This window comes from Streptomyces sp. NPDC110618 (assembly GCF_055657065.1).
In genome coordinates this window covers 148,501-165,772 of sequence record NZ_JBVKBN010000003.1, presented here as the reverse complement: position 1 = coordinate 165,772, position 17,272 = coordinate 148,501, and the positions used below count along the sequence as shown (strand labels likewise).

Annotated in this window: 15 protein-coding genes; 12 read left to right on the top strand and 3 right to left on the bottom strand. The window is 70.7% G+C overall.

The window, feature by feature from the left end:
• Positions 1 to 56 precede the first annotated feature (56 nt).
• Positions 57 to 1,520, bottom strand: coding sequence for an SDR family NAD(P)-dependent oxidoreductase (locus ACZ7L7_RS07300; protein WP_472075207.1), 1,464 nt, complete (start codon positions 1,518 to 1,520; stop codon positions 57 to 59).
• Between the two features lie 67 nt (positions 1,521 to 1,587).
• On the opposite strand from ACZ7L7_RS07300, the gene ACZ7L7_RS07295 reads away from it, so the two are divergent.
• The 6 genes from ACZ7L7_RS07295 to ACZ7L7_RS07270 all read left to right on the top strand — a co-directional run bounded on the left by ACZ7L7_RS07295 (position 1,588) and on the right by ACZ7L7_RS07270 (position 8,371).
• Complete coding sequence (locus tag ACZ7L7_RS07295) at positions 1,588 to 2,307, top strand: hypothetical protein (RefSeq protein ID WP_285512176.1); 720 nt, start codon at positions 1,588 to 1,590, stop codon at positions 2,305 to 2,307.
• Positions 2,308 to 2,560: 253 nt separating this feature from the next.
• On the top strand, positions 2,561 to 3,727 hold the full coding sequence (locus tag ACZ7L7_RS07290; RefSeq protein ID WP_472075205.1) for a 3-dehydroquinate synthase: 1,167 nt from the start codon (positions 2,561 to 2,563) through the stop codon (positions 3,725 to 3,727).
• Complete coding sequence (locus tag ACZ7L7_RS07285; protein WP_472075203.1) at positions 3,724 to 5,853, top strand: DegT/DnrJ/EryC1/StrS family aminotransferase; 2,130 nt, start codon at positions 3,724 to 3,726, stop codon at positions 5,851 to 5,853. The genes ACZ7L7_RS07290 and ACZ7L7_RS07285 overlap by 4 nt, the downstream gene beginning before the upstream one ends.
• Entirely contained in the window at positions 5,850 to 6,557 is a 708-nt protein-coding gene (locus tag ACZ7L7_RS07280; RefSeq protein ID WP_471592218.1) for a dTMP kinase, read from the top strand. Before ACZ7L7_RS07285 ends, ACZ7L7_RS07280 begins: the two co-directional genes overlap by 4 nt.
• A complete protein-coding gene (locus ACZ7L7_RS07275; RefSeq protein ID WP_285512172.1) occupies positions 6,554 to 7,273 on the top strand; it encodes an SDR family NAD(P)-dependent oxidoreductase in 720 nt (239 codons plus the stop codon). The genes ACZ7L7_RS07280 and ACZ7L7_RS07275 overlap by 4 nt, the downstream gene beginning before the upstream one ends.
• A 45-nt stretch (positions 7,274 to 7,318) precedes the next feature.
• Positions 7,319 to 8,371 carry an alcohol dehydrogenase catalytic domain-containing protein gene (locus tag ACZ7L7_RS07270; RefSeq protein WP_471592219.1) on the top strand — a complete coding sequence of 351 codons (1,053 nt, stop codon included), beginning with the start codon at positions 7,319 to 7,321 and terminating at the stop codon, positions 8,369 to 8,371.
• Between the two features lie 7 nt (positions 8,372 to 8,378).
• On the opposite strand, the gene ACZ7L7_RS07265 is transcribed toward ACZ7L7_RS07270, so the two are convergent.
• Positions 8,379 to 9,155, bottom strand: a complete 777-nt coding sequence (locus ACZ7L7_RS07265; RefSeq protein ID WP_471592220.1) for an aminotransferase class IV — start codon at positions 9,153 to 9,155, stop codon at positions 8,379 to 8,381.
• 66 nt (positions 9,156 to 9,221) lie between these two features.
• Between ACZ7L7_RS07265 and ACZ7L7_RS07260 the strand changes: the two genes are divergently transcribed.
• Positions 9,222 to 9,794, top strand: a complete 573-nt coding sequence (locus ACZ7L7_RS07260; RefSeq protein ID WP_471592221.1) for a nucleoside monophosphate kinase — start codon at positions 9,222 to 9,224, stop codon at positions 9,792 to 9,794.
• On the opposite strand, the gene ACZ7L7_RS07255 is transcribed toward ACZ7L7_RS07260, so the two are convergent.
• Positions 9,791 to 10,828 (bottom strand): nucleotidyltransferase family protein, encoded by a 1,038-nt coding sequence (locus tag ACZ7L7_RS07255; RefSeq protein ID WP_285512168.1) that lies wholly within the window; start codon positions 10,826 to 10,828, stop codon positions 9,791 to 9,793. The two genes, ACZ7L7_RS07260 and ACZ7L7_RS07255, sit on opposite strands and share 4 nt — an antisense overlap.
• Positions 10,829 to 11,181: 353 nt before the next feature.
• Here ACZ7L7_RS07255 and ACZ7L7_RS07250 point away from each other — a divergent pair, with 353 nt between their 5' ends.
• The 5 genes from ACZ7L7_RS07250 to ACZ7L7_RS07230 all read left to right on the top strand — a co-directional run bounded on the left by ACZ7L7_RS07250 (position 11,182) and on the right by ACZ7L7_RS07230 (position 17,261).
• Complete coding sequence (locus tag ACZ7L7_RS07250; protein WP_285512167.1) at positions 11,182 to 11,433, top strand: hypothetical protein; 252 nt, start codon at positions 11,182 to 11,184, stop codon at positions 11,431 to 11,433.
• Between the two features lie 5 nt (positions 11,434 to 11,438).
• Positions 11,439 to 12,503, top strand: a complete 1,065-nt coding sequence (locus ACZ7L7_RS07245) for a nucleotidyltransferase family protein (protein ID WP_471430562.1) — start codon at positions 11,439 to 11,441, stop codon at positions 12,501 to 12,503.
• Positions 12,504 to 12,787: 284 nt separating this feature from the next.
• Positions 12,788 to 14,095, top strand: a complete 1,308-nt coding sequence (locus ACZ7L7_RS07240; protein ID WP_471592222.1) for a B12-binding domain-containing radical SAM protein — start codon at positions 12,788 to 12,790, stop codon at positions 14,093 to 14,095.
• A complete protein-coding gene (locus ACZ7L7_RS07235) occupies positions 14,092 to 15,618 on the top strand; it encodes a B12-binding domain-containing radical SAM protein (protein ID WP_471592223.1) in 1,527 nt (508 codons plus the stop codon). The genes ACZ7L7_RS07240 and ACZ7L7_RS07235 overlap by 4 nt, the downstream gene beginning before the upstream one ends.
• The gene (locus ACZ7L7_RS07230) at positions 15,615 to 17,261 is read left to right on the top strand and encodes an AMP-binding protein (RefSeq protein ID WP_471592224.1); all 1,647 of its coding nucleotides are present in this window, start codon (positions 15,615 to 15,617) and stop codon (positions 17,259 to 17,261) included. The genes ACZ7L7_RS07235 and ACZ7L7_RS07230 overlap by 4 nt, the downstream gene beginning before the upstream one ends.
• Positions 17,262 to 17,272 lie beyond the last annotated feature (11 nt).

Sequence of the window (17,272 nt, the reverse complement as noted above, 5' to 3'; positions counted from 1 at the left end):
CTGCGCGGTGGGGAAGGCGTGCGGCGCGGGCTCCCGGCCGGGAGCACCGAGCACGCCTACGGGCCGGTGTCCCCGCCCGGAGCAGGCCGGTCCACGGTGCCGGGCCGGTAGAGCTCGATGCGTCCGCCGCCCGTGCCGACCAAGAGGCCGTGGGCGGCGTCGGGGCCGCAGAGCCAGTTGATCGCGGCCACGTTGTTCTCCGGGTCCTGTTCGGGCGCGGCACGGTAGGCGACCGGGTCGGTGATGCCGTGGTGGCGGGCGCGCATCAGCTCGATGCGGCGGCGGCGCGCGTTGGGGGCCTGCGGTGCCGAGGCCCGGGTCCGCCCGCTGGGCAGTACGACGTTGACGTGGACCCCGCTGCCCGCGACCTGTTCGGCGACCGACCGGGCGTAGGAGAGCACCGCGCCCTTGGCGGCCGAGTAGGTGCTCAGGCCGGGGGAGCCGGTCACCGAGCGGGAGGAGAACAGCACGATGCGGCCGTGGCCCCGCTCGGCCATCGGGCCGAGACAGGCTTCGACCAGGTGCCGTGCGCCCGCGACATGGACGCCCAGTACCGCCTCCCAGTCCTCGTCCGTGGCGTCCTGGACGAGTGCCTGACGGACCACCCCGGCCGCATGGCACAGCGCGTCGACCCGGCCGAAGGCCCGCACCGTGCGCGCCACCAGCTCCCGGCACTCCTCGGCACGCGACACGTCCACGCACACCGCGACCGCCCGCCCGCCCCGCCGGACGATCTCCCGCGCGGTGTCCTCGGCGAACCCCGGGTCCCGGCCCCGCCCGTCCGCGTCGCAGCCCAGGTCGGCCACGACGACCGTGGCGCCCTCCGCGGCGAGCCCCGTCGCCACGGCCCGCCCGATCCCGCCGCCACCGCCGGTCACGATCACCACCCGGCCCGCCATGTCGGGCGGGCCCGGCGCCCCGAACGCGTGCGCCACCTGCGCCGTGGTGGGACGCCCTGCGACACGCAGGAGTTCGCGCTCCACGGCCGGTGCCCCGACGCGGGCGACCTCCCCGCAGTCCGCCAGGAACACGGACCCCTCCGAGGGCCGCTCCGCCAGGAACACCGACCCCTCCGAGGGCCGCTCCGCCAGCGCGCGCACCAGCCGCGCCCCTTGCGCATCCCCCTCGCGCAGGATCACCCCACGCACCTCGACACCGTAGAACGCCAGCTCGGCCGCCGCGCACCGCACGAATCCGGACAATGCCTGGCAAGGCGGTCGACCGGTTTTCGGGGCGTCCCCGGGCAGCGACAGGACGCACACCAGCACCCCGGAACGCTGCCCGGCCAGCATCCGTGCGGCCTTCCGGGCGCGCCGGGCCAACACCGCGACACAGCGCGGCTCGTCGCCGTCCGCCCTGGCCAGCGAAGCCCCCACCACAACGGCCCGCACCGGGCCCTCGTCGGGCAGTGCGGTACGCACCTCGCCGTGGAAGGCGGCGGACAGGGGAGCGAGGAGCGGGGCGTCGGCCAGAACCGAAACGATTCCGTCGCCCTCGCGGGGCTCGTCCGGACGATTCATGGCCGCACCAACCAAGTGACCCTATGGTGGGGCAGCACGACGGTGAACCGAGGCATAAGGACTTTCCATGAGTGAATCCGACTGGCTCGACCACATATCGATCGACTGGAACGACTTCGACAGCGCGAGCCGGATCTCCGGTGAGATCGTGCGGCACCTGGCTGCCGACCGGGGCTTGTTACGCCGGATGGTGAGGGAGGCCCAGCAGGACGAACACCTGCGCCCACTCGCCGAGAAACACTACGAGCTGACGTACATCGTACTGTACGACGCCCTCGACCGAGGGCTGCGGATCCGGCTCCACCGCTTCACCAAGGGCTTGGAGGACATCCCCCACAACCACCGGTTCTCCTTCTCCTCCGCGCTGCTCGCGGGCTCCTACGTCCACACGATCTACGACCTGGAGCGGCCCGAGGACAGCGGGCCGGGGCGAGGGCTGTGGACCCTGGACCAGCCGGCGGGCACCCACGAGGGCGCCAGCGTCCAGGAGTTGGAGACCACGGGGCTGCGGCCCGCGCTGGCCACCGTGCAGAGCGCCGGAAGCTCGTACACCCTCCACCACTCCACCATCCACAAGACGGCCATGCCCGACGAGACCGCCTTCTCGGTCTTCTGCCGCGGCCCCGCCCAGAAGCCCTGCGCACTCCAGCTCCAGCCCGACAGCCGGAGCTACCTGTGGAAGTTCGGCCGGGCCAACGAGACGCCCGACGTGCTCGCCTCCCGGCGGCTCGACGACGACGAGTACCGGGCCTTCATCACCTCGCTCGAAGAAGCGGACGTCATCTGACGTGCCCGGCCGCCGCTCCCCGGCTGGCGTGTAATGAGCCAACGGGGTTGATGGCACTGGGTAGTTGATCCAGGATGAGGGACCTCGCACAGCCCGTTGTGCCGAGCGGCCGTCCGGCCGCCCACGACGCGAGTGGTTCCCCCGTCATCCGCCGCTTTCCAGCCTGGTGCCACCACGTCTGCCTGCCAGGGTGGTCATGCGATGCCCGGTCATGGAGACCGCCGGTGAAGTCACCACGAGGAGGAGACAGCCGATGCCACTGGGACACGGGACGCTGGACTTACGTGAGGACCCCGACGGAACGCTCTCCGTCGCGGTGACACGCCAGGACACCTACCCGGTGATCATCGGTCCCGGCGAACTCGACAACCTGCCGGGCCTGTTGGGACGACTGGGCCTGACCGAGTCCGCGTTCGTCATCACCGACACCGACGTCGCCGACCTGCTGCTCCAGCGCACACTCGACATGCTCGGCGCCGACGGCATCCGGGCGGAGCCGATCATCATCCCCGCCGGGGAGGCATCGAAGTCCTGGCCCGTGCAGCAGAGCGTCATCGAGGCGCTGCTGAGCCGGGGCGTGAAGCGACGTTCGGTGCTGGTGGCGCTGGGCGGCGGGGTCGTCGTCGACTCCGTCGGGTTCGTCGCCTCGGTCGTCATGCGGGGGCTGCCGTACATTAATGTGCCGACCTCGCTGGTGGCCCAGCTCGACGCGGCCATCGGCGGCAAGACCGGCATCGACCACAACGGCGCCAAGAACCTCCTCGGCGGCTTCTACCACCCGGCGGCCGTCCTCGTCGACCCCGAACTCCTGCGCACCCTGCCCCCGCGCGAGATCCGGGGCGGCCTCGCCGAGGCGGTCAAGGTCGGCATCCTGCACCCACCGCTCTTCGGCAAACTGGAGAAACTCGACCAGGGCCCGCCCCACGACATCGACGCGCTCACCGCCATCACCCGCGACGCCGCCGTCTACAAGATGCACCTGCTGAAGGACGACCCCTTCGAGCGGTCCCTGGTCCGGCTGCTCAACCTGGGCCACTCCTTCGGGCACGCGCTGGAGGCCGCGACCGGCTTCGAGGTGTACCGGCACGGCGAGGCGATCGCCGTGGGCCTCGCCCTCGCCACGGTGATGAGCCGGCACCGCGGACTGTGCGACGCCGCGACCCAGGACCGCATCCTGGCCTGCCTCACCCACTGCGGTCTCCACGTCGCCCTGCCCGCCTCCCAAACCGCGGCCACCTGGGCGGAGATCGACGTGATCCGCCGCGTCCGCAACGGCGTACTCCACGAAGTACTGCCGGTCTCGATCGGCGAGTGCGTGGTCGTCGACGAGGTCGCGCACGAGGAGTTCACGGCGGCCGCCGACGCGCTGGCCGCCCTGGCACGGACCCTGCCCCCGCGAGCCACCGCCGGCCAGCGGTGAGCGCCGCCCGGCTGCTCGTCGACGGCGGCGGCACCCTGACCCGGATCGCCCTCTGGCGCGACGGGGACGACGCGCCGTGCGTGCGGAGCGACGGCCCCAGCTGCAATCCCCGGAGCGTGGGACAGCAGCGGGCCCTCACCCACCTCGACGACCTGATGCGCGAGGCCTGGCAGCGCCGCCCGGCGGACGTCGACACCCTGCACGCGGTGTGGCTGTGCCTGTCCACGGCCTCCACCCGCAGGGCCCTGGACGACTTCGCCACCGCCCTGCTGGACCGGCCCGCCTCCCCGCTCCACCACGCCGCCGAGGTCTGGGTCACCAACGACATCGGACCCCTGCTGGTCCACGACGGACAGGCCGTCGACCGGGTCGTCGTCATCTGCGGCACCGGAACCGGCTTCAGCGCCGTCAACCCGGCCAAGGGGCTGGCCGCCCGCGCCTCCGGCAAGGACTACTTCCTCGCCGACGAGGGCGGCGGCTTCGACATCGGCCTGCACGGACTGCGCGCCGTCGTCCGCGCCGGGGACGGACGCGGTCCGCGCACCCGGCTGACCCGGTCGGTACGGGAATGGCGGGACATCGGCCAGGAGGACCTGTTCGATCTGGTCCACGGCTCCGAGGAACCCAAGGTGCTCATCGCCTCCTTCGCGCCCTTCGTACTGCGGGCCGCCGAGGAGGGCGACGAGTGCGCCCGCGGCATCGTGGACCGCGCGGCCGGGGAACTGGTCACCGGGGCGCGAGCGGTCGCCGAGCGAGCCGAACTCAGCGGTCCCTACGAGGTGCTGCTCGTCGGTTCCAACCTGGTCGGTGAACACCCCTTGCTCCACACCGAGTTCGAGAACCGACTCGCTCTGCAGTCGCCGGAGGCGACGGTACGGCCCCTGCGCACCCCGACCCTCTCCGCCGTACGCGAGATGGCCGAGCTGCTGCCCGGGGACGAACGCCTGCGGCAACTGCTCGGGGAGTGCGTGCCGTTGCGGCGGTTCGAGCCGCGCGGGAAGCGGATGGCCGTGGAGCGGACCAACAGCCGGTTCGAGCTGACGCCGATTCTCGCGCCGGTCCTCGCCGGCATGGAGAGCGTGCTGCTGTCCGGCGAGGCCATCCTCTCGCCGGAGGTACGACGGTTCGAGGAGGCGTTCGCCCAGTACATCGGCGTCGGGCACGCCCTGGGGGTGAACAGCGGGACCGACGCCCTGACGCTCGCCCTGGAGGCACTGGACATCGGCCCCGGCGACGAAGTGATCACCGTCGCCAACACCTTCCACGCCACCGCCCTCGCGATCACCCGCGCCGGAGCCACCCCAGTGCTGGTGGACGCCCGCCCGGACGACTACCTGATGGACACCCACGCCCTCGAAGCGGCGGTGACCCCCCGCACGCGAGCGATCGTGGCCGTGCACCTCTTCGGACTGCCGCTCGACCTGGCACCCGTCCTCGACCTCTGCGAACGGCACGGCATCCAGCTGGTCGAGGACTGCGCGCAGGCCGTCGGAGCCCGGGTCGGCGGCCGACGCGTGGGTTCCATCGGTGTGCTCGGCTGCTTCAGCTTCCACCCCAGCAAGAACCTCGGCGCGGCGGGCGACGCCGGGATCATCACCACGAACAGCACCGAACTGGCCGAGCGCGTACGCGGCCTGCGCTACTTCGGGCAGCGACAGCGCAAGGTGCACAGCGAGCAGGGGCACAACACCAAACTCGACGCCCTGCAAGCCATTGTGCTGCAGCACAAACTCCCGTACCTGGACGGCTGGAACGCCGCGCGCGCCGAGCGGGCGGCGCGGTACCGAGCCGCGCTCGCCGGACTGCCCGTGGGCTTCCAGACACCCGGCGACGAACACGTCTACCACCTCTTCCAGCTCCACACCGACCGGCGCGACGCGCTCCTCGCCCATCTCAAGGCACGGGACATCGACGCCGTCGTCCGCTATCCGCGCCCCATCCACCGCCAGCCCGCCTTCGCCGGGCTCGGCCTGGGCGAGGGCGCGTTCCCGGTCGCCGAGCACCTCGCCGACCATCTGCTGTGCCTGCCGCTGCGCCCCGACCTCGGCGAGCGGGAGACCGACGCGGTGGTGTCGGCGGTGCGGGAGTTCTTCGCTCACGAGCGGGACGGACGGCGGACCGGATGACGTGGAGCGACGCGCCCCAACTGCCCTTCGGCCCCAACCCGGGACCCGGCAGACTCCTCACCGTCGACGGCCTCGACGGCTCCGGCAAGACCACCCTCACCGCGTCCCTGCGCGACCACCTGACGGCCGCCGGTGTACCCGTGCTCACCACCAGGCTGCCCACGACCCGGATGCGGGAGACCGACTTCTTCCGGCTGCTGCGCGACCAGGGCCGCACCGACCTGGTCGACCCGCTCGCCTTCGAGGTCGCCTACATGGTCGACCGGATCCAGCACTGCCGTACCGTCATCGAACCCGCCCTGCGCGAGGGCCGTACCGTCATCACCGACCGCTACGCCCTGTCGTCCGTCGGCACCTTGCTGCTCCGGCTGCCCGAGGTGCGCCGAACAGTGCTGGACGCACTCTTCAGCGATCTGTGGTTCATCGACCTGTGCCGCAGACTGATCCGACCGGACGTCTCCTTCCTCCTGTGGACCGAGCCGGAGACCGGGGCACGCCGACTGCGCGCGCGACCGGGTGAGGCGGACGCGGGGTTCGACCCGTTGGAGTACGCCGAGCTGCAGCGGCTGCTGCTGGAGCTGGCCGCCGCCAACCACATGGTGCCGATCGACTCCGGCGGCCCGCCCGACGAGGTGCTCGCCGCCTGCCTGCCCCACCTGGAGGAGATCCGCCGGCCGGCGGGACAGCGAGGGGGCCGCCCGTGACCCATGGAGCGATCCTCACCACAGGGGGCTCCCGGGGAATCGGCGCCGCCATCGCCGCGACGATCGCCTCGACAGGACGCCGGGTCGGAGTCCTGTCCCGCCGGCCACCGCCCGCCGAGATGGCCCGCCACCCGCTCGTCGACCACATCGAGGCCGACCTGACGGACGCTCCGTCCACCAACGCCGCCATCCGCGCCTGGCACGACGGCGCCCCGGTCGACGGCCTGATCCTGAGCGCCGTCTCCTACGGTCACGGCCCCAGACACCCGGTGCTCGCGACGACTGTGGAGGAGTGGGACGAGGTGATGGCGGTCAACCTCCGCGGACAGTTCGTGGCCGTCTCCGCCGTGCTACCCGAACTCCTCACCCGGCCGCGGGCGTTGATCCTCGCCGTCACCTCGGTCGCCGCACTCCAACCGGCGCCGGGACGGGCCCACTACGCGGCCTCCAAGGCGGGGGCCCTGGCCTTCTTCCGGGCCCTGACCGAGGAGTTGAGCGCAACCCATGTCTCCGTCGTGCAGGTGATGCCCCGCAACCAGGTCGCCACCCCGGGCCTGGCGGCGCGCAGACCACCGGGGTTCGCCTTCGAGGGGTACGACCCGCCGACGGTGTTCGACCCGTTCGTCCGGACGGTGCTGACGGACCTGGGGGAGAAGTTCGACGGAGCGCTCGTCACCGTCGACAGCGACGGCCACTGGGAGGTGGGCCGCGCCTGAGGCCGGGCACCGCCGGTACGACCGACCACAAGGAGGCGCAGCAGCATGACACCCGAGGACACCGCGGCCGGGGCGGGACGGATGCGTGTCGCCCGCTACCACGACAACCGCACGGTCCGCGTCGAGTCACATCCCCGCCCGGTGATCGGGGACGGGGAAGTCCTCGTCCGCGTGCGGGCGAGCGGCATCTGCGGCAGTGACGTGATGGAGTGGTTCCGGGTGCCGAAGAGCCCGCGCATCCTGGGCCACGAGATCAGCGGAGAGGTCGCCGCGTCCCGCACGGAGGCCTGGGCGGTGGGGGACAGGGTCGTGGTCCGCAACCAGATACCCTGCGGCACCTGCCACGCCTGCCGGTCCGGCCATCACGCCGTCTGCGAGGAGCAGGTGGAGATCGAACCCGGCGGCATGGCCGAGTACGTCCGGGTCCCCGCGCAGCTGGCCCACCGGGGCCTGACCCCGCTCCCGCCCGGCCTCTCCTTCCCGGCGGGCACACTGGCCGAACCGCTGGCGTGCACCCTGCACTCCCAGGCGCTGGCCCGTCTCGAACCCCACCACTGCGTGCTGGTCCTGGGCTGCGGCGTCTTCGGACTGCTGCACATACAGATCGCCCTGGCGGCCGGCGCGGACCGGGTCGTCGCCGTCGACAAGGTCGGCTACCGCCGTGAGGCCGCGGCGCGTGCCGGGGCGACCCTGGTGCTCGACACCGACGCCGACCTCGCCAGCGAGGTCCGCCGGGTGAACGACGGCCGGGCCGCCGACGTGGCGATCCTGGCCACCGGCGCCCCGGAGGCCCTGGTGGCCGCGTCGGGCGCCCTCACCCGGCACGGCACGATCCTTCTCTTCGGCGCCCCCGCTCCGGCCGCCCCGATGCCGCTCACCCTCAACCAGCTCTTCTGGCGGCGGGAGTTGACGATGGTCAGCAGCTACGGCGCCGGGGACGTGGACTTCGCGCGCGGGCTGGAACTGATGGAGAAGGGCGCGGTGGACGCCGACGCGCTGATCACCCATCACATTCCGCTGACGGAGGTGCAGCGGGCCTTCGGCACGGTCGCCGACGCCCGCGACTCCCTCAAGGTCGTGCTCGACATGACCCGGTGAGCCGACGTCACACCGGGTCCCCCGCCAGCTTGTCGTAGGTCTCGATCAGGGCCCGCGTACGGTCCACGTCCACCGGCAGCTCCCTGCCGTCCAGGTGCGACACCGCCGCGATCCCACGGGAGTTCGCCACGAACGCCCCCTGGAACGACGGCACATCGGCGACCCTGACGACCCGCCGCTCCGACTCCGGTCCGTGTGCCACGAGCAGCTGCATGGTGATCCCGGCGAGCAGCGGGGCGTCGGGCCAGACCACGGCCGGCCCGTCGAAGAACCCGATGTTGGCGGTGGCGGTCTCGGAGACCGTGCCGTCGGCGGCCACCAGCAGGGCGTCGTCGTGCCCGCCGCGCCGGGCCAGCCGCTGGTAGTAGGACTGCCCGAAGTCCCCGATGTGCTTCACCTCGGCGACGGCCCGCTGGTAGGGGACGCTCAGCAGCCGCCGGGGTGACGCGGGCGCGGCCTTCGGCGGCCGTACGGCGATCAGTACGGCGAAGCCGTCCCCGCCGCCCGTCGCGTACACCTGCACCCGCACGGAGGCGTCCCGCACGTCGTCGCCGAGCGCGTGCCGGATCCGCCCGCGGATCAGTTCGCCGTCGAGACCGGTGCCGAACAGCTCACGGTGGGCGGAGTCGAGACGGGCCAGATGCAGTGGGAGCCCCCGCACCCGCCCCTCCCGCACCTGCATGGCGGTGAAGTGCCCGTACGCCCGTAGCAGCGGACCGAACAGGTCCTCGGCGGTGGCCCGGCGGCCGTCGATCTCGAAGCGGGGTAAGTCGGCGGGTGTCATGATCCCAGGGTAGTGAGGCGTGGTGGCACCGAACAGGACGCCTCCGCTTCCGGTAGCGTCGGCCCGGTGAGCTTCCCTCCCATCATCGCGGTCCTGGGTGTGCCGGGCGCGGGCAAGAGCACACAGGCGAAGGCGGTCGCGCGCGGCCTCGGCGGGGTCTCGGTCTCCGTCGGCGACTGGCTGCGGGCGCTCGCGGCGGCCGGGGACGAGGGCGCGCGGACCACCGTGGCCGACGGATCGCCGATCACCCCCGCCCAGTACGAGCGGTTCCTGCGGCACATCCGTGACGAGGTGGCCGCGAGCACGCTCGTCCTCGACGGCTCCCCGCGCGACAAACGGCATGTGCCCGTACTCGCCGACGCCCTCACCGCCGACAGCCGCGTCTTCGGCGTCCTGCTCCACCTGCCGACGCGGATCGCCGAGTCACGCATCGAGATCCGCAAGAGCACCACCGCGTCGAACCGTCCCGACGACTCGGCCGAGGCGGCGGCCCGCCGACTCGCCCACCAGACGGCGTCCCTGGCGCGCCTCACGGAGAGCTTCCGCGCGCACTGGCCCCTGGTGACCGTCGACGCCACCGAGGACGAGCCGGCGGTGACCCGCCGCATCCTGGACTCACTGCCCGCGGACTGGACCTAGTGGACGCGGACTGTGATCTGCTCGTCCGGTCCTTCGTGCGGTCCCAACTCGGCCAGGACACCCAGGTCGAGGAAGGCCGGCAGACAGTCGCCCAGGTTCAGCAGCGGGGCGGTCGTGGCGCGAAGGCTCTCCGGGTCCGGCAGCCCGGGGACGTCGAAGGCGCAGATCCGTCCGGCCGCGCGGAGCGCGTAGTACAGGCTCGGCGCGAGATAGGGGAAGCGACGGGCGTCCTCGATGACGTGGGTGGTGTTCAACCGGCCTTGTCTCCACAGGAGTTTGAGGTGACACAGGGCCTTGATGTTGGGATCGTTCAGCAGCATGCAGTCGGCGTAGAGGCGGTGCAGCAGGGTCCAGGTCAGGACCCGGTCGCTGAGGGTCGCCACCTCCGTGTCACCGACCCGGATGGTCCGGGTGTCGGCCCACCAGTCGTCCTCGGACGGTTTGACCCGGGTGCCCACGTCGTCGGTGAGCATGTTGAGCGTGTAGTGCAGATCGACCGAGAGCTTGAAGTGCAGCCGGTCGTCGACGAAGCAGAACCGGTGCGGCATCAGCGCGCGCAACCGCGACCCGTGCCGCTCCAGTGCGGGCATCGGCACGACCTTCTCGTACGGCATCAACTGCCCGAAGGAGTACAGCGATTCCTCGGTCATGCGGGTGAGGCGGGCGGGCATGCGCCGGACCTTGCCGCTGTCCACCCGCAGGTCGGGCTCGTAGCCCAGGGAGACCAGACCCTCCCGCGCCTGCGGGAGGGCCTTGTGCCGGACGAGCAGATCGATGTCGCTGCTGAGTGAGGGCGCGTCCGTGTTCCCGAGCAGCAGGTCCAGGGCCAGGCCCTTGTAGGCGATGACCGGTACGCCCAGACCGCGCAGCAGTTCACCGAGCCGCCCGAGCTCCGCCCGGTGCAGCTCGCGGACGGCCAGACCGGCCTCCTGGTAGAGCCGGAATGGGCCGTCGGGATCCCTTACGACGGGATGCCAGGCATGACTCACCAATGCGGCGTTGACGATTCTGCGCCGCTTCAGGTACTCGAACACCGTGAGCGGACCGTGCGTATCGACGATCCGGGAAAAACAGTCGCGCTGATAATCGACCGAAACCTCGGGAAACGGAATCAGGGTGGCCCGTACGAGATCGATCCGATCGGCAACGGGCAGTGCCGATAATTCAGCCATTTCGCCGGTCCTTGTGTGGGGGTCGGGCGGAGCTGGTGACTCGGTACTGATCACGAGATCGATCAGCCTAGGCGCGCCCGAGCGCCCGACGCAAGGGTCGGCCGAAAGAGTCTCTTGCCCATCGGGGAGGGGACTCCATGAGGTGCCCATTCCGCAGCCGTGCCATAGCCTGGAATCGTTCCTTGCGTGCTCCTCCCAGTCCGAGGAAGTGATCCGTGGTGTCCGAGAGCCTGGAATTCAGCGATGGAACGCCGGTGTCCGTGAGCCTGTCGCTGCGAAACTCCGCCGATGTATCGAAGCTGGTGCGCGCGATCCGCGGAACTCTCGGGGAGGTCGCCGATTCCGTCGCCGTCTCCGTCAGGGGATCGAAGTCGGTGGTGGTCGGTCTGCTGTCGGACCTGGACGAGCACACCGTGGCCGTGTCGGCGAGGATTTCCCTCCGGGCGGACCGCCCCGTGAAGGAGTAGCCGGGTTGACGAGAGCCCACACCGCGTACCGGCTCCTGCAGTGGTGCGCCGACCGCGCGGACGACCCCGGACTCGGCCCCTGCGACGACGACATGCGGTCGTTCCTGCGGTCACGGAACATCGACTCGCTGCTCGCGCTGTCCTCCGGGACCCTCGACGCGCGGCAGCGGGCCTACGACACGGTGTGGCGGCATCAGCTCCGGGCGCTCCTCGACGTCACCGAGGCCCTGACGAGCAGGGGAGTACGCACCCTGACCTTCAAGGGCGGGGAACTGCTCCCGCGGCACTTCCCCGGACACTCCGTCGGGCTCATGGGCGACGGGGACATCCTCGTCCCGCGCGAACAGATCGAGACCGCCAAGGCGGTCCTGTACGGACTCGGGTTCCGCCACGCCGTCTTCGACCCGGAGCTGGGCGCCCTGCGCGACCGTGACCTGCGGGACGTGGCGGAGACCGAGCTGCACCACTACGAACTCGCCTCCTTCGTGCGCACCGTCGAGGTGACCGACCCGGAGGTCGTGGCGGTGGCGCGGGCCCACCAGGCGCATCCGCTCTACGCCCTCCCGGACCGGGCGGTCGTGCTCACCGCCGTCGACGTGCACCACAACGTCGCCCTGGACGCCGACGTCACCCCGCTCTTCGAGCGCGCGGTCCCCAGCGGCCTCGGCGTGGGCGAGACCCTGTCGCCGGCCGACCACGTCTGGCTCAACCTCAGCCGGTACTACAACGAGGTCGCCATCCACGGGGGCTGCTCACTGCGCCCGTTCGCCTACACCATCCCCGAGATCGCCGACGGGCACGTCGACTGGGACGTCGTCGAACGGGTCGCGCACGAGCTCGCGCTGGGCCCGACCCTCTCGTACTTCCTGCGCTTCTGCGACCGTGTGGCGCCGGGACGGATTCCCCCGGAGACCCTCGCCGCCGTGCACCGCTCCTGCGACAGCCGGGTCCGCGACTGGGGCTGGCAGCTCGCGAAGCTCTTCGACTTCCAGGAGGAGTTCCCCGCCGACGCGTTCGCGCCCGCCGCGGTGAACCCCCGCGCGAGGAAACAGGCCACGCACCCCAGTTGACCAAGGCGCACAGGCGACCGATCCGGCCATTGGGAACGGACGCGGCGTACCTGCCCGCGGTCCGGGCCGCGCCCCTCTGATGTCGGATGTCGGCGTCCCCCGAAGATCCTCGGGCCGGGGGATGCCGTGGCGTGAATATGTGCGCGGCACTGGCCGGAGCGTCACGCGTGGGTTGACTGGCCGGATGACGCAAACCTAGGGTCAAAAAATCGGAGCACTCCCGAAATCGAAGCCTTTACCGGCGTTATCGCGCTGCAGCATGCATTCGAAGCGAAGGGGACACGATGAAGAAAGTGCTCCTGGCGACAGCTCCCAAAGAAGCGTTAGTCGAGCCCGACGGCGTGGGCGGAAACTGGTACGACCGCACCGATACCTATATGGCGTGGACCTGTGCGGTGGACATCGAGGACCGGCTTTCCGTTACCTGCCCGCCGACCGGGCTGCGATTCATCAAGCACAATGTGCCGGACGTGGAGATCCTGGAGTACCCGACCTGGCAGGAGTACCTGGACGCGCTGTACGCCGAGAACTGGGACATGGTCGGCCTCAGCTTCTACACCTGGTCCACGCCGGTCGCCATCGAGATGGCCAAGTGCGCCCGCGAGGCCGGGGTGAAGGAAATCTGGGCGGGCAACTACGGCGTCCTCTCACCCGGCATCGACGCGTACTTCACCCGGCTGGTGAAGGGCGCCGGCGAGGCCCCCATCCACCAGTACGTCTACGACAAGCCGCTCCCCCGGGTGCGGCACCCCGCCATGCTGGGGGAGAGCGGCTTCCGCGGCACGAGCTCCCCGGTGGGCTACCTGTACTCCAAGCGGGGCTGCAACATCGGCTGCACCTTTTGCTCGACGCCGATCTTCAACCCCAGGGAAGAAGCCATCTTCATGGAGGACACCTACGCGGCCCTGGACGAGTACCGGGACGCCAAGGTCGCCCACGTCATCATCTACGACGAGAGCTTCTTCCTCACCAACAAGCTCGCCGAACAGGTCGTGGACGCCCTCGCCGAACGCGAACTGCCCTGGATCTGCCTCACCCGCGCCGACCTCATCCGCGGCCGCATCCCCGAACTCACCGACCGGTACATGGACGGCGCCATCGTCGGCATCGAGTCCTACCGCGACAAGAACGTCGCCGACGTGAAGAAGCGCGACGACGTCTACAACGTCCGCCAGACCGTGCGCGAACTCATCGACAACGGCCGCCGCGCGCTGGGCACCTTCATGGTCGGCTTCGCCGAGGACACCATCGAGGACATGCGGTACGACATCGAACAGCTCAGCCAGGAAGGGCTGTTCGCCTGTCAGCTGACCTTGCTGACCCCGTTCCACGGCACCCGGCTCTACCGCCAGATGGAGCACCTGATCGACGAGCCGGACTTCAGCAAGCACGACCTGTACAACCTGGTGTGGAAGCACCCGCACATGAACCGCAGCGAGGCACGCGACCTGCTCGCCTGGGCACAGCGCCGGGTCAACGACCCCGAACGCATCGCCGCCCGGCTGAAGCAGGAGATGAAGACCAGGCTCCGCGCGGAACTCGCCCGCCGCCACGCCGAGCGCCAGGCCAGCCCCACGGGGACCCCGGCATGAGGAAGCTGAACATCCTCTGCGTCCAACTCGGCTTCCACGACGCCTATCCCGACGCCTCCACCCTGGCCACGACCTACAACGACGGCATCTACTACGTCGCCTCCTTCGTGCAGCAGGAGTTCCCGGACGCGCACGTCGAGATGTGCCAGATGTTCTGGGGTGAGAAACCCGAGGACTTCCCGCTCGCCTCCTTCGACTACATCCTCATCTCCGCGCTCGCCACGCACTTCTGGTCCAACATCGAGGCACTGGAACTGATCAAGCGCGAGAAGCGTGCCGACTGCGTGGTCGTCATGGGCGGACCGCATGCCGCGTTCGCCCCCTACGAGGCCCTGCGCTACGCCGACTACGCGGTCATCGCCGAGGGCGAGATCCCCTCCGTGCAGCTGATCCGGGCACTGGAGAGCGGAGAGCCGGTCACCGGCGTCGACAACCTCGCCTACCTCGCGGCGGACGGGCACATGGTCCTCAACCAGGTCGCCCGCTACGGCAACATCGCCAACGCCATCAACCCCCGGCTCCTCGCCCGCGCGCCCAAACTGCACTGGGCCACGGTCTCCATGACCCGCGGCTGCCCCTTCGACTGCTCGTTCTGCTACGCCATCCGATTACTCGGCCGGAAGTTCCGCACCAAGACGGCCGAGGACGTGCGCAGCGAACTGGACGCCATCCACGCCCAGACCGGCTGCAACCGCTTCTACGTCACGGACCTCAACTTCACCACCCGCAAGGCGTACTGCCGGGAGATCGCCGAGACCTTCCGGGACCGCGACTACAAGTTCATCGCGATGAGCCGGGTCAACCACGCCGACGACATGGACCTCGTCCTCGACCTCAAGCGCTCCGGGTTCGAGGAGTACTGCCTGGGTGTGGAGTCGGAGGACCCGAGTGTCCTGGAGGCGTTCAACAAGCGCGTCGACCCCTCGGAACAGACCCGCAGGCTGCTGAGGTTCGCCGAGAACGACATCGCCATCCACTCCGCGATCATCTTCGGCCTGGACGTCCAGGACCGCCAGGCCATCGAGGCCACCGCGTACTGGTGCGCCGAGGCCCGCATCATGCACCCGGTCTTCGTGTGCCTGGCCGAGTACCCCTTCCAGGACCTGCTCTACGGCGCCCGCCAGGACGTCGAGGACCACCGCATCATCATGGAGGTGCCGACCTACCAGCACTACTCCTTCGTCGGCATCTTCCCGCGCCGGATGCGCCCCAGCGAACTCCAGCGGGGCATCCTCGACAGCTACGACATCTTCTTCAAGCGTGCCTTCGAGATCGAGCAGCGACCGCAGCGGCGGGCCCGCCTGAAGTCGTACTCCCGCAGCGTCGACCGCGGCCGGGCCGGCATGGAACAGCACATCCGCTTCCTGGAGGAGCTGGAGAAGCCGTACTACACCCCCGCCGGCGAGCTGAAGGAGGAGCGCCTGAAGGCCGACTTCGACTCCCGCCACGGGGAACTGCGCGACTGGCTGGCGAAGTCCTCCCGGCGCACCGACGTCGAGTTCGTGAAGCGGTACGCGCGATGACCGGTACCGTGATCGACGCGCTGTTGGACAGTGCCCGCCGCACCCCGGACCGGCTCGCCTTCCGCGTCATCGAACGCGATGAGCGGGAGTACGCCCTCACGTGCGCGGACACCGCCCACCTGATCGGCGAGACAGCGACCGGACTGCGAAGGCAGGGGCTCGCCGAAGGCGACCATGTGATCCTCGTCCTGCCCACGTCCCGCGACTTCCTGGCGCTGTACCTGGGCTGCCTGTACGCCGGAGTCGTACCGCTCGTCGCGGCCGAGCCGACCGGGGGCGGCACCGGGCGCTGGACGGCCAACCTGCGCGCGCTGGCCGAACAGGCCCGCGCCGGCCACGTCATCACCTCCCCGGAGCTGACGGGCCCCCTCGCCTCCGCCCTGCCGGTCCCGGTCAGCACCCCCGACGCCCTGCGCGGCACCTACGCACCGCCCGACCGGCCCCGGCCCCGCCCCGACACGCTCGCCCACCTCCAGGCCACCTCCGGCTCGACCGGCGTCCCCAAGCTGGCCATGGTCCGGCACCGGAACATCACCGCCAACGTCGGCGCCATCGCCGAGGCCATCCATGCCCGCCCCGACGACTCACTGGTCAGCTGGCTGCCCCTGTTCCACGACATGGGCCTCATCGGGATCTCCTACGCGCTGCACGCCCGCATCCCGATGATCCTGGCCGACCCGGTGAACTTCCTGCGCAACCCGATGTCCTGGCTGCGCTGGATCGACCGCCACGGCGGCACCCTGTCGCCGGCGCCCAGCTCGGCCTTCCACATCTGCGCCCGGGTCGCCCGGCGCCGCCCACCGGGCCCGCTCGACCTGTCGAGCTGGCGGGTCGCCCTGTGCGGCGCGGAAGCTGTGCACGAGCACACCATGCGCGAGTTCCAGGACACCTTCGGCCCGTTCGGGCTCCCCGAGACCACGCTGCTGCCCGTGTACGGGCTGGCCGAGGCCACGCTCGCGGCGACGATCTCCGACGTGGAGCGGCCCTACGCGGTGGACCGCGTGGACGCCGAGGCCGTCTCCGCCAAGGGGTACGCCGAACCGCGTGCCGCCGACGACCCGCGCAGCGTCGGCATGATATGCGTCGGCCGCGTCCTGCCCGGACACCGGCTGCGCGTCGTCGACGAGGACGGCGGAGCACTGCCCGAGCGGGCGGTGGGCGAGATCGAGGTGGCGGGGCCGAGCGTCATCGACGGGTACCTGCCGGGGCCCGGTGGGGAGTTGACGACCTCGGACGGCTTCCTGCGCACCGGCGACCTCGGCTATCTGCTCGACGGCGAGGTCTATGTCACCGGCCGCCGCAAGGACCTCGTGATCATCTCCGGCCGCAACTACATCCCGGACCAGCTCGAACGGTTCGTGGAAGCCGTCATCGGCTCCCCGCGCACCCCGGCGGTCGTCGCCGTCGGCGTCCAGGACCCGGACCTGCTCACCGAGCAGCTCCATCTGCTGCTGGACGAAAGGCTCGCCGAGGCCGGCGACCGGGAGAAGGCCGCCGACCGGGTGCGCCGCGCACTAGCCGAGGCGTTCGGGATCACCGGCGTCGCCCTTCACTGGATCCCCCGCGCCAGGCTGCCGCGCACCACCAGCGGCAAGATCCAGCGCCACCTGTGCCGCAAGTTGATCGAGACACAAGCAAGTTGACGATGGGGGAG